Source organism: Paenibacillus sp. 1-8, assembly GCF_056316205.1.
Genome location: NZ_CM149995.1, coordinates 1364526 through 1377491 on the forward strand (window position 1 = coordinate 1364526; position 12966 = coordinate 1377491).

Here is a 12966-nt window from a genome sequence, read left to right on the forward strand (position 1 = left end):
AAGGAGAACAAATATGTCCAAAACAGCATCATCTACTAGATATATACGCACGCCGGGCACTTTGGGCCGGGAAGATAATTCGCTGACCTTTCGGAGTGAAAAAGGAATTATTCATCTGCCGATTCATGGTTTGAAGGAACTGTATTTGTTGAATGAAATCTCACTGAACAGCAAGCTCCTTTCTTTTCTGTCTATGGCGGGTATAACCGTTCATTTCTTCGATTACTATGGTCATTTCAGAGGTACCTTTTATCCGAAGGAGGCAAGAGTGAGTGGTAAGGTCAAGCTTTTACAAGCTAAAGCTTGTCTGGAAAGAAGGATACCTATTGCTGCGGCTTTCATCGGTGCGATTGCAGCTAACATCCATGAAGTGCTGTATCATTATTACAAACACGGGAACAAAGAGATCAAGCCTTATTTGGATTGGCTAAAGAAGGACGTACCTCGGCTTTTGGAGAAAATGGAGGATATCCCAAGATTGATGAGTGTAGAAGGAGAAATATGGAGACGTTTTTACGATACCTTCAAAACTTTTCTGCCCGAAGACTTCCGAATGAACAAACGAGTCAAACGCCCGCCAGATAATCCGTTAAATGCGTTGATTAGCTTTGGAAATACGATTTTGTATACCAAAACCATTTCGCAGATTTACCACACTCATTTGGATCAAAGTATCAGCTTTTTGCATGAGCCGAGCGACCGTCGTTTCTCTCTCAGTCTTGATCTGTCTGAGCCGTTCAAGCCATTGTTAGTATATCGTACTATTTTTGAGTTGGTGAACAACCGTCGAATACAGGTGAGTAAGCACTTTGAAAAGGATTATAATTACTGTATTCTGAACGGAAAGGGTCGGGATGTGTTCATTACGGCGCTGGAGGATCGGATGAACCAGGTATTTGATCACAGCACACTCAAACGGAAGGTCAGCTATTTATCTGCTATTAAATATGACGCTTATAAGTTGAAAAAGCATATCGTTGAAGGAACGCCCTTTGTCCCTTTCTTGGAAAAGGAGCAAAGATAGAACTATGGCGAAAAATTATAACTATGTTATCTTGGTCTATGATATCGGAGAAAAACGGGTGGGTAAGGTATTCAAAATATGCAAAAAGTATCTCGTCCATTTCCAAAAATCCGTATTTCGAGGCGAGATTACACCCGCCAATTTAATTCAACTACGTGCGGAGTTAAAAAAAGTAATTGATGAGGGTACAGACTTTGTGGCTGTGTTTAAGATGACAGGAGATTACGTCTTCGATGAGGAAATTATAGGTGTCCGTATGAATGATTCCGAATCCTTATTGCTGTAATTTTCCCAACCGTCCTAAAAGGAGGACAGCATGTTAACCTTACAGCGCCAAGGGTTTGAGGGGATTTGTTCCATTATTTTCAACAGGCCCTCTTCGGTTGGAAAAATTTTGTGAAACCCTTGCGGCTGTAGTAGAATAGGCATATCAGCATTTAAAAAACGTTGATTTTACTAGCCTTTAACCACAACATGAGATGTATTGAAATAAATATACCATTTATGAACATAATAATCAATAATTACTTTAACCACAACATGAGATGTATTGAAATTAAGTAAATCCAACTTTTCTTGATCCATAACACCACCTTTAACCACAACATGAGATGTATTGAAATTCGAAAGTAATAGTACGCCCAAAAACCGATTGATAACTTTAACCACAACATGAGATGTATTGAAATATGACAATCATCCACAATCTAAGATAGCGGAATGGACTTTAACCACAACATGAGATGTATTGAAATTCGGTTAGCGTATCGGAAGGATTCATATGAATTGCCCTTTAACCACAACATGAGATGTATTGAAATGTGGTTCCTTTGGCGTTGTTTCTTCCGTCTTTTGTGCTTTAACCACAACATGAGATGTATTGAAATTTTGGGTAAGGATTTAATGGGCACTATTCTTTTGGACTTTAACCACAACATGAGATGTATTGAAATCTCTTTTCCCTCATGTTCACGATTGCCATTAACATACTTTAACCACAACATGAGATGTATTGAAATGTCAATTCATAAAGACGATTCACATCCATAGTATTACTTTAACCACAACATGAGATGTATTGAAATTTCATTTGTGCTATTGATTGTTCAGCCATGTTGTAACTTTAACCACAACATGAGATGTATTGAAATTTTGGACAAGCTGCTGCGTCTTGCTGGTCGTCCTTCTTTAACCACAACATGAGATGTATTGAAATTCGCATGTATCGTATTGATGCGCTTACACAGGTCATCTTTAACCACAACATGAGATGTATTGAAATTAGTAATTTGACCTGGGATAGCACAAATTCTTTTTCACTTTAACCACAACATGAGATGTATTGAAATTATCAAGCTGATTGCGATTGTGATCATTGGTTTGTTCTTTAACCACAACATGAGATGTATTGAAATATGTAACAGCCGGAGCAATGACCATCCAATTATGCTCTTTAACCACAACATGAGATGTATTGAAATTAGAGACCCGGCACTTTCTGTAATTCGTTGAAGTAGCTTTAACCACAACATGAGATGTATTGAAATTTTTGTATCCATCGCCAAATGTCACCGTAGCGTATACTTTAACCACAACATGAGATGTATTGAAATATATTTTACGCGCCATAACTACTCAGCCCCCTTTTTAACTTTAACCACAACATGAGATGTATTGAAATACACAATACTTCGACACTAAGGAAGGATATTCCTTTCTTTAACCACAACATGAGATGTATTGAAATTTTTTGTTCATCACTGAAAACTCCTTTATGTTTATCCTTTAACCACAACATGAGATGTATTGAAATGATGCAAATGCCGCGTCTTCATGCCGTTGCCGTGATCTTTAACCACAACATGAGATGTATTGAAATCCTATAGCTCGTGAAATTGTGGACCAATCCATGCACCTTTAACCACAACATGAGATGTATTGAAATAAGGCTTATTTATAAGCAGAAGAGCTGGCAGGTATGCTTTAACCACAACATGAGATGTATTGAAATCGAAGATATTCCCGGTTATGCCATCCCTCTGATTGACTTTAACCACAACATGAGATGTATTGAAATTCTGTAATCTGTCCTGTGAGCAGGGCTATTGTCTGGCTTTAACCACAACATGAGATGTATTGAAATTATATTCTCAACTGCATCTTACTGGATGGAGAACCCTTTAACCACAACATGAGATGTATTGAAATCTTGTAACTAAGCCGTTTAACAACAGTTCAATCGCTCCTTTAACCACAACATGAGATGTATTGAAATTGTGTGCCTCCTACCAGCCTATGGCTGTCAGATAATCTTTAACCACAACATGAGATGTATTGAAATTCGTCTGAGTACAGGTCTTCATCCTCCAGGAATGTCCTTTAACCACAACATGAGATGTATTGAAATTTACATTGTAGATTATGCTTTCGCGGAGCCGAATAACTTTAACCACAACATGAGATGTATTGAAATGTGAGTCAAATGCCGGGTATGGGTCATGCGTCGTCCTTTAACCACAACATGAGATGTATTGAAATTGAGTAGTCACTGGATTGCGGGAGTCTTCAATGATTCCTTTAACCACAACATAAAATGTACCTAAAATATTCTCAACCTGAAGGGTACTGAAGTAGATTTTTTTCTCCATCCCCAGCATAAGATGTAATCAAATTACTGGAAATTCGCCACCTTCCTATATTATACTGAAAGTGTTTACAAACCGATATTTGGAATACGGTGTTATGATAATCAGGACATGTCTTATACGAAAGATTGGACATGATCGAAACATGAGCTACGGCACAGGACCGTCATAAAGGAGAGCAACGATGTTTGTCATACGGGGAACACAAAAACTGCTGAAGGAATGGGATATCGAACCACTTCAAGTTGATATTTATCCACCTTTGAATAGTTGGCATGCCAACTTGTTTTTGCTTAATCGGAGAAAAAATATTGTGTTTATGCATGATGCATCCCGCTTGAGTGTCACACTGTTCGGAATCAAAAAGGCGCAGTACAAAAATCTACCAACTCTTTTCGTTCAAGCCTTGAAGGAACTCATGCTCAGTGAGGGTTTTGATGAACAAATTGTAGAGGCGTACATACAGGAAGGCGAGCAGATGCTTGCTACTACGACGAACAGTCATAGTGTGATGGGAACCTTGGAAGAGATTATTTTTGTCATGAAGGAACTGGATATGGAGCATGGATGCGAGCTGGAAAAAAACCAGTGGAATAACCGGATTGTGTTAAAAACGGTTCAATACCAGTATCCGGTCGATGCTTTTAAAGAAGTTTTGGAAAAGCATTATAAACAAGAAAGTGTTTGAGAATATTGCGATTATTCGAAAATAAGTTCCACTTGTTCCCGCTATAATATATATCTGTGTAGTTCTAAAAGACTATATAGAGAGTGGGTTTTTCATGGACCACGCTCTTTTACGGTTTTTCCCTGCGTTGTTTAGAGGGGATTGGAAGTGGGCTTACATATTAATGATTTGCTGTCCCAAGGCTATGGTCCTGCGACCAAGAAAGCCCAAGCTGTCCTGATTTCCAAAGGATTTCTTGCTGAAAATTACGCCGCTAATGCTGCGAGTTAATTGGAGAACTGGTCGTTAAACAGAAGTGCCAAAAGAGTATCCACCAAAGTCTATCTGGGCGGGGGATGCTCTTTTTTTACAACTCACAGGAAAGCAACGTTTGCGATGAAATGAATCATAGCGCAAAAAGCGGCACACTTTGGTAAAATAAAACGATATAGTGTTTGACACCATCGGTCAGACTTAAAAACAGGGGGTACATAACGAAGCATGAAACGGATTATTGAGGTAGCCAAAGAAGTAGGAATCGAAGAAGAGCATCTGGAGACGTATGGAAAATATAAAGCGAAGCTGAATCCGTCCCTGTGGGAGCAGGTGAAGGATCGTCCGAACGGAAAGCTGGTGCTGGTCACAGCAATGAATCCGACTCCGGCGGGAGAAGGGAAAACGCTAACGACCATTGGGTTGTCGCAGGCGCTGAATACGCTGGGACACAAGACCATAGCTGCGCTGCGGGAGCCGTCGCTCGGCCCCTGCTTTGGCATGAAAGGGGGAGCAACCGGGGGAGGACAAGCCCAGATTGTTCCGGCCGAGGATATTAATCTGCATTTTACAGGCGATATTCACGCGATTTCGGCGGCGCATAATTTGCTGGCAGCGATGATCGATAATCATTTGTTTCATGGTAATGCTTTGCGTTTGAAGCCGGAACGAATTATGTGGAAACGGGCTGTAGATATGAATGATCGGAGTTTGCGAAGTATAGTAACCGGATTGGGAACAGGGAATGGAGCGGTGAGAGAAAGCGGCTTTCTGATTACCTCGGCCTCGGAAGTGATGGCGGTATTGTGTCTGAGTGAAAATATCGAAGACCTCAAAGTGCGCTTGGGTCGAATGGTCATCGGATATAACGAAGCGGGCGAAACGGTGACGGCAGCGGATTTGCAAGCAGTGGAAGGCATGGCTGTGTTGCTTCGGGAAGCATTAAAGCCGAATCTGGTGCAAACGCTGGAGGGAACACCCGTCATTGTGCATGGTGGGCCTTTTGCCAATATTGCGCATGGATGCAGCAGTCTGATCGGTACGAAGCTGGCTCTAAAGCTGGGAGAATTGGTTGTGACGGAGGCCGGGTTCGGGGCTGAGCTGGGGGCAGAAAAGTTTTTTGATATCAAATGCCGTCAGTCCGGTTTGCAGCCGGATGCGGCTGTGCTGGTCGTAACCGCCAAAGCGCTGAAATATAACGGTGGTGTAGCTAAAAATGAGCTGGACGCGGAAAATCTGGAGCAATTACAGCTCGGATTAGCCAATATGAATCGGCATGTACGGAATTTGCAAAAATTCGGCGTGCCTGTACTGGTAGCGGTCAACCATTTTGTAACGGACAGCGAAGCCGAATTGGAACTGATTTTCGCGGAATGCCGCAAGCTGGGTGTATCCGCAGCGCTATCTCAGGTGTGGGCACAGGGAAGCAAAGGGGGAGAAAAGTTGGCCCAAAGCCTGCTGAATCTGCTCGAAGAGGGCAAAGCCCATTTTGCACCGTTGTATGATCATGCGCTTGATCTGCAAGCGAAAATTAGTGTCATTGCGAAGGAGATTTACGGTGCGGCAGAGGTAGTATATACCCCTGTGGCTAAACGGGCGTTGTCCGGCATGGAGCAGCTTGGCTTTGGACAACTGCCTGTATGCATGGCCAAAACGCCGTATTCTTTTTCAGATCAGCCGTCTCTGCTAGGCGCACCGGAGGGCTTTACGATCCACGTGTCCAGAGTGTCATTGTCCGCTGGAGCAGGCTTCGTGGTTGTGGAAACGGGCAACACAATGACCATGCCCGGTCTACCCAAATCTCCGGCAGCCGAGCATATGTCGCTGGAGCCGGATGGAAGCATTCAGGGGTTGATGTAATATTTTCGCAAAAAATGTTAGGCGTTTTATGAGGAAGCACCGAGTAGCTTGGGCAGTGCGGTGAGCAGCTTTTGGCGGGTCTTGGCATCGTTCCAATTCCAGCGGTCTGCTTCTACAAAATACACCCGGCCTTGACGCACAGCAGGTAGGCTACGCCAGAGAGCGCTGTTCAGCATGTGATCCAACGTACGTTTGGAGTCTGGAGCAGTGGTGGGAATGAGCATAAAAATAATACAAATCGCCATCCAAGCTCTCAAGCTTGTCATGCCAGTCTGCATAAATCGAACAAGTTCTTCATAGACATGTACTAATTCATTTAAAACATGTGCTGAAGGGGTTGATGATATGCGCCGGATTTCATGGATGCTTGCCATGGTCATGTGTGTAATGCTGCTGCTGGCCGGGTGCGGCAAGAAGAGCGCGGATGATGTGGTTAAAGATTTGAGTGACGTGGTGAGCGACCTGAACAGCTACCACGGTACAGCTTTGATGACGCTGCATACCGGCGACACGCCGCAGGAGTACAAGGTGGACATTTCCTACCGCAAACCTTCCTATTACCGAATTGCCATGACGAACGAGAAAAAGGACATTACTCAGATCGTGTTACGCAATGATGAGGGTGTATTCGTATTGACGCCCAGTCTGAACAAGAGCTTCCGCTTCAAAAGCGATTGGCCGAACAACCAGGGGCAAGTATATTTGTATGAAACGCTGGTTCGCAGCATTATTGGCGATGCCTCACGTCAACTGGCCTCGGACGATAAATCCTATGTATTCGATGTGGCGGCGAACTACAACAGCCACGCGCTGGTAAGGCAAAAAATATGGCTGTCCAAAAATAACTATGCACCCACTCAGGTACAGGTATCTGATGCGAACGCCAAGGTAGTTGTGGATCTGAAATTCGATCAATTTGCGTTTGATACGAAGTTCGACAAGGACTCTTTTGATATGGAGCGCAATATGGCTTTTGGAAAAACAGGTAAGGGAAATGAAGGAGCGCCCTCAGCCGGAGCAGTGGATTCCAGCGGGCAGCTTGATCCTTCCGGTACGATTGATGGTATGACAGGTGTGACGTCCAGCGAACCCGGACAAGTGCAGGGAACAGCAGGAGAGAAGGCACAGCAGCCGTCAGGAGAAGCGTCGATGGATGGAGCTGCCACAGGCGATACGTCAAAACCGGATAGCGCGGACGCGACGGGTAGCACGGATACGGAGGCCAAGCCGGATACAGCGAGCAATACAGAGGCGCAACAGCAAACTCCGGGTGCATCTGATGCAGCAACAGGGACATCGGCAGGCACGGATGCTGCTGAAGCTGTGATGGGTGAGTTCGGCTTGATTGAACCGTCCTATACGCCGGTCGGGGTACAGATCAAGGATACGCCGGAGCTGGAGGATAATGGTACACATGCGGTGATGCTGCGGTATAGTGGAACGTATAACTATACGATTGTGGAGGCGCGCCCGAAAGATCGGGCTGTATCACTGGCTGCGGGTGAACTGGTCGATATTGGAGGAAGCTTTGCCGTTCTGACGGGCAGCGAGCAGCAGACGATGACCTGGATGAATGACGGTATAGAGTTCCGTATTACCAGTGCTGACCTGCCTGTGAGCGAAATGATACAAATTGCCGCTTCTATACAGGATCAATCGGGTAAATAAAACTTTATAGACGGATGCAGACGGTTTAGAGTGTATTTTACTCTGCTTCCGCCCGTATCCGTCTTTTGTTCATTCGAGGTCTAGGGGTGTGCACCTCTTGCTTGGGAGTCATGTTCTTTGTGGAGGATGCTGGTAAACGCCATCTGCCATTGACAGCCACGTTTCTGAACATTACCATTAACCTTTGGAAGTAAGAAAAAAGTAAGGACTTTGCCACATTCCGAATGGTAAAAGGTTATGTTACAGGCTAACAATTGAAGAAGGTGACTGGATTTTGCAAGCACAATACAGATCGACCCGGGCCGAAATCAACCTGGATCACCTTGGCGCCAACTATGAGGCTTTTCGCAGGGCATTGCCAGCGGATAAGCTGCTGCTGGCTTGTGTCAAGGCTAATGCCTATGGACACGGTGCCGTGGAAATATCAAAGGAATTGGAACGCCTTGGTGCGGATTACTTGAGCGTCGCTTTTCTGGACGAAGCGCTGGAGCTTCGGCAGGCGGGGATCAGACTGCCTATCCTTGTTCTCGGTTATACCTCACCGGAAGCTGTGCAAACGGCTTGGGAGCATGACATTTCACTGACTGTGTTCAGTGAGGAAGTGCTGGAGGGTATTCGCAGACTGGACCGCAAAGGAAGCGAACGCAAGCTGAAGGTGCACATCAAAATAGACAGCGGCATGGGACGACTGGGCCTGCTGCCTGGAGAAGAGGCGGTTGCCTTTGTCCGGCAGACTCACCTGTTGGAGCATGTGCTGCTGGAAGGCATGTACACCCATTTTGCCCGCGCGGATGAACAAGACAAAGGCTATACACTGCAACAGCATAATCGGTTCCAGGGCGTGGCGGAAGCGCTAAGGGAACAAGGCATCACCATTCCCATTATACATACGGGCAACAGCGCGACCACCATTGATACCCCTGCGCTTTCCCCCAATATGGTGCGGATTGGCATCAGTATTTACGGCCTGTATCCATCTGATGAGGTTAACCGGCAAGCCATTGAGCTGCTGCCTGTATTGTCATTAAAGACGGCAGTGGTTTACACCAAGACGCTCCCTCCCGGCTGGGGGGTTAGCTACGGCACCCGGTACGTGACCACTGAGGAAGAACGAATTGGCACACTGCCGATTGGTTACGCGGATGGATACTCCCGCATGCTGAGTGGGAACATCGAAGTGTTGATACGCGGCCGCCGCGTCCCGGTGCTCGGCACCATTTGCATGGACCAGTGTATGGTATCCTTACAATCTTTCGCAGAGGATGCGGAAGAAATTCAAATCGGCGAAGAGGTTGTTCTCATCGGCCAGCAGTCCGGCGAAACGATTGCCGCGGATGAGCTGGCATCCAAGCTTGGTACCGTCCACTATGAGGTGATCTGCATGATCGCACACAGGGTACCGCGTGTATATACACGGGAAAATATTCCTGTCGTTCGAGTGAATTCGCTTCTTCCAACCCGCTGGGATTAATTTCATGACGCAAATTACCGGATAAAAGCAGGAGTTTTCGCAGAACGTCCCGAAATATGTACAAAGGAAAGAAAAGAGCGCTGTAACTGTCAAATCGACGCATCAGGCTCCGCTGACACTTGTATTTCGGGGATCAAACGTCTGTACGAAAACGAACTGCGTAGTTTATAATGGAATGCAGCATAGATGATATACGAATATCATATACATTCTCATGTATTCCGTTTGAATAAATTACCGGGAATAACGTTATAATGGTACAATGGCGACAAGGTTTTGGGGGTGGAAGAGAAGTTGGCCAATTTGCAGAACACCAAAAGAATAATGATCAGTTTGCCGGATCATCTCTTGCAGGAAGTGGACGGGATCGTAGCCATGGAAAATTCCAACCGCAGTGAATTTATCAGGCAGGCCATGAAGCAGTATGTGGGCGAACGTAAGAAACGTTACATTCGTGAAGCCATGCAGCGTGGTTATATGGAGATGGCTAAAATTAACTTGACCATGGCCTCCGAAGCCTTTCATGCGGAGGAAGATGCAAACAGCACCTTGGGCCGTACAGTTAGCGGGGTGTAATCCATATTGATCGTAAAGCGCGGCGACGTTTTTTTTGCAGACCTTTCACCCGTAGTCGGTTCCGAGCAAGGTGGCGTTAGACCTGTGCTGATCATTCAAAATGATATCGGCAACCGGTTCAGTCCCACCGTGATCGTGGCAGCCATCACCGCCCAGATTCAGAAGGCGAAGCTGCCCACACACGTGGAAATCGACGCGGCGACGCATGGCTTTGATCGCGATTCTGTCGTTCTTCTGGAGCAAATTCGGACGATCGACAAGCAAAGGCTTACCGACAAAATCACCCATTTGGATGAAGAAACCATGCGCAAAGTGAGCGATTCGCTACAAATCAGTCTCGGTTTGATTGATTTTTAGCATTTTGGAACGACGAGTGAAACGGGAAAAGGGCAGCGCGTGGGCGCTGTCCTTTTGCGTGTCCGATGAAAAATGCAGGCTGGGCCTGGCTTCTTCGTTACGTGCTGGCGCTTTGATTCTTTTTTTGTGATAATGAAAGACATAATGAAAGACAAGAGTTGTAAGGAAGAAGGGATAGCTTTGTCTAACGAGGAAACGAAAACGGAAATCCGGCAGGAGCCGAGCGAAGCAGATCGCCAGGAGCGGATTGTCAAACAAGTGGCGAGGGAGCTGTCGCTGGCACTCAAGCAAATCCGGACGACGATCAGTTTGCTGGATGAAGGGAATACGATTCCTTTTATCGCGCGATACCGCAAGGAAATGACAGGGGAACTGGATGAAAATCAGCTGCGTGAAATTGAGGATCGTGTGCTGTATTTACGTAATTTGGAGGACCGTAAGGTAGAGGTCATTCGCATTATTGATGAGCAGGGCAAGCTGACAGAAGACCTTCAGGCTGCCATCACTTCTGCGGTTAAGCTTCAGGAAGTGGAGGATCTGTACCGTCCATATCGGCAAAAGCGCAAAACCCGCGCGAGTGTGGCGAAGGAACGGGGGCTGGAGCCGCTGTCCATCTGGATCTGGAGCCAGCCGAAGCAGGGCGATGCTCTGAAGGAAGCTGAGTCCTATGTGAATGCGGAATTGGGAGTGGACAGTGCCGAGGCAGCTATTCAAGGAGCTTTGGACATTTTAGCGGAAAATATAGCGGACGACGCGAGTATTCGCCAATGGGTGCGCCGTTATACACTGGATCATGGCATGCTAACCTCCGAAGCGAAGGATGCAGAGCAAGAGTCTGTCTACGAGAACTACTACAGCTATCGTGAGCTGGCTAAGAAAATGCCGCCTCATCGTATTTTGGCGATTAATCGCGGAGAGCGTGAGGGCATTCTCAAGGTCGGACTGGAGGTAGCTCCCGATTCAATTCACAATTACGTCGCAGGTCAAGTGATTAAAGGCTCATCCGCCGTGGAAGAGCTGCTGCGCAACGTCATTGAGGATGCATATAAAAGGCTCATCGCACCCTCTATTGAGCGTGAGGTGCGCGCTGAAATGACGGAGAAGGGTGAGCAGCAGGCCATCTCTATCTTTGCGGGCAATTTGCGCAGCCTGCTGTTACAGGCTCCGATCAAGGGCCGCCGTGTGCTCGGTGTCGATCCGGCGTTTCGGACAGGCTGCAAGCTGGCGGTAGTAGATGATACGGGCAAGCTGCTGGAAGTGGCTGTGACGTATCCGACACCGCCGAACAACAAAAAGCGTGAGGCTGCTGAGAAATTCAAGCAGCTCATTGCCCAATACAGCATTGAGCTGATCGTCATCGGTAACGGAACGGCTTCGCGTGAAACAGAGCAATTCGTGGCTGAAGTCATCGCAGACATTGGCGACAGCAGCTTGGCGTACCTGATCGTTAATGAAGCTGGCGCGAGCGTTTACTCGGCCTCCAAGCTGGCGCAGGAGGAGTTCCCGGATCTGGACGTGGCTGAGCGCAGCGCGGCATCCATTGCACGTCGTGTACAGGACCCGTTGGCCGAGCTGGTCAAGATTGAGCCGAAGGCCATTGGTGTAGGCCAGTACCAGCATGATGTGTCACAGAAGCATCTGGATGAAAGCTTGAAGGACGTTGTAGAATCGGCAGTTAACCATGTCGGTGTGGATGTGAATACTGCCTCCTCGGCTTTGCTGTCCTATGTAGCGGGCATTAACGCGACAATTGCCAAAAATATCGTGAAGTACCGTGAGGAAAACGGCAAATTCAACAACCGTCGTCAGTTGCAGAAGGTACCGCGCCTTGGCGCGAAAACCTACGAGCAATCGATTGGCTTTATCCGTATACCGGGTGGAGAAAATCCGCTGGACCGCACACCGATTCACCCTGAATCGTACGCTGTCGTAGATCGTCTGTTGGCTGAACTGGGCATCAGCGCCCACGATCTGGGCACCAAGGCTGCGACGGAAGCGCTGAACGTGTCCAACATTGACGAACTGGCCGCGAAGCTGGAAGTCGGCGTGCCGACAATGAAGGATATTCTGGACAGCCTCCAGCGTCCGGGCCGTGACCCGCGTGACGAGCTGCCGTTGCCTGTATTCCGCAAGGATGTGCTCAAGATCGAGGATCTGGCACCGGGCATGGAGCTTCAGGGAACCGTCCGCAATGTTATTGATTTCGGCGCATTTGTCGATATCGGCATCAAGAGTGACGGATTGGTTCATATTTCGCAGCTGCGCAGCGGCTTCGTCAAGCATCCGATGGATGTGGTATCCGTTGGTGATAACGTAACCGTATGGGTGCTGAATGTAGACTTGAAAAAAGGCAGAGTCGGTCTGACGATGAAAGCTCCGGCAGAAGCGCAATCGCAGGCATAATACTCTACAAATCCGTATAACC

11 protein-coding genes and 1 CRISPR repeat array are annotated in these 12966 nt (G+C 46.9%); of the genes, 10 read left to right on the plus strand and 1 reads right to left on the minus strand.

Going from position 1 to position 12966, the window contains the following annotated elements; all coding sequences use genetic code 11:
* The first annotated feature begins 13 nt into the window (after positions 1-13).
* From cas1b to AC0WRU_RS06310, 5 genes are all read left to right on the plus strand, one after another.
* Positions 14-1024 carry a type I-B CRISPR-associated endonuclease Cas1b gene (gene cas1b / locus AC0WRU_RS06290; protein ID WP_476127671.1) on the plus strand — a complete coding sequence of 337 codons (1011 nt, stop codon included), beginning with the start codon at positions 14-16 and terminating at the stop codon, positions 1022-1024.
* 4 nt (positions 1025-1028) lie between these two features.
* Positions 1029-1310, plus strand: coding sequence for a CRISPR-associated endonuclease Cas2 (cas2, locus tag AC0WRU_RS06295; protein ID WP_452481567.1), 282 nt, complete (start codon positions 1029-1031; stop codon positions 1308-1310).
* A 175-nt stretch (positions 1311-1485) separates the two neighbouring features.
* Positions 1486-3629: direct repeats of the CRISPR family, unit length 30 nt; unit sequence CTTTAACCACAACATGAGATGTATTGAAAT.
* 224 nt (positions 3630-3853) lie between these two features.
* On the plus strand, positions 3854-4357 hold the full coding sequence (locus tag AC0WRU_RS06300; RefSeq protein WP_476127672.1) for a DUF6933 domain-containing protein: 504 nt from the start codon (positions 3854-3856) through the stop codon (positions 4355-4357).
* A gap of 147 nt (positions 4358-4504) precedes the next feature.
* On the plus strand, positions 4505-4627 hold the full coding sequence (locus AC0WRU_RS06305) for a hypothetical protein (RefSeq protein WP_476127673.1): 123 nt from the start codon (positions 4505-4507) through the stop codon (positions 4625-4627).
* Positions 4628-4837: 210 nt separating this feature from the next.
* On the plus strand, positions 4838-6469 hold the full coding sequence (locus tag AC0WRU_RS06310; RefSeq protein WP_476127674.1) for a formate--tetrahydrofolate ligase: 1632 nt from the start codon (positions 4838-4840) through the stop codon (positions 6467-6469).
* Positions 6470-6495: 26 nt separating this feature from the next.
* On the opposite strand, the gene AC0WRU_RS06315 is transcribed toward AC0WRU_RS06310, so the two are convergent.
* Positions 6496-6735, minus strand: coding sequence for a hypothetical protein (locus tag AC0WRU_RS06315; RefSeq protein WP_476127675.1), 240 nt, complete (start codon positions 6733-6735; stop codon positions 6496-6498).
* 79 nt (positions 6736-6814) lie between these two features.
* Between AC0WRU_RS06315 and AC0WRU_RS06320 the strand changes: the two genes are divergently transcribed.
* The 5 genes from AC0WRU_RS06320 (at position 6815) to AC0WRU_RS06340 (ending at position 12944) form a co-directional block, all read left to right on the plus strand.
* Positions 6815-8137, plus strand: a complete 1323-nt coding sequence (locus tag AC0WRU_RS06320; protein ID WP_476127676.1) for a LolA family protein — start codon at positions 6815-6817, stop codon at positions 8135-8137.
* A 274-nt stretch (positions 8138-8411) separates the two neighbouring features.
* Entirely contained in the window at positions 8412-9608 is a 1197-nt protein-coding gene (alr, locus tag AC0WRU_RS06325; RefSeq protein WP_476127677.1) for an alanine racemase, read from the plus strand.
* Between the two features lie 294 nt (positions 9609-9902).
* Positions 9903-10184, plus strand: a complete 282-nt coding sequence (locus AC0WRU_RS06330) for a CopG family ribbon-helix-helix protein (RefSeq protein WP_025681938.1) — start codon at positions 9903-9905, stop codon at positions 10182-10184.
* A 6-nt stretch (positions 10185-10190) separates the two neighbouring features.
* A complete protein-coding gene (locus AC0WRU_RS06335) occupies positions 10191-10541 on the plus strand; it encodes a type II toxin-antitoxin system PemK/MazF family toxin (RefSeq protein ID WP_007429335.1) in 351 nt (116 codons plus the stop codon).
* A 180-nt stretch (positions 10542-10721) separates the two neighbouring features.
* Positions 10722-12944 (plus strand): Tex family protein, encoded by a 2223-nt coding sequence (locus tag AC0WRU_RS06340; protein ID WP_476127678.1) that lies wholly within the window; start codon positions 10722-10724, stop codon positions 12942-12944.
* Positions 12945-12966: the final 22 nt, after the last annotated feature.

Excerpts from the sequence above, each read along its gene's own strand:
- AC0WRU_RS06300 (WP_476127672.1), top strand. The coding sequence starts at position 3,854 with ATGTTTGTCATACGGGGAACACAAAAACTGCTGAAGGAATGGGATATC.
- cas1b (WP_476127671.1), top strand. The coding sequence starts at position 14 with ATGTCCAAAACAGCATCATCTACTAGATATATACGCACGCCGGGCACT.
- AC0WRU_RS06315 (WP_476127675.1), bottom strand. The coding sequence starts at position 6,735 with ATGACAAGCTTGAGAGCTTGGATGGCGATTTGTATTATTTTTATGCTC.
- AC0WRU_RS06310 (WP_476127674.1), top strand. The coding sequence starts at position 4,838 with ATGAAACGGATTATTGAGGTAGCCAAAGAAGTAGGAATCGAAGAAGAG.
- AC0WRU_RS06320 (WP_476127676.1), top strand. The coding sequence starts at position 6,815 with ATGCGCCGGATTTCATGGATGCTTGCCATGGTCATGTGTGTAATGCTG.
- cas2 (WP_452481567.1), top strand. The coding sequence starts at position 1,029 with ATGGCGAAAAATTATAACTATGTTATCTTGGTCTATGATATCGGAGAA.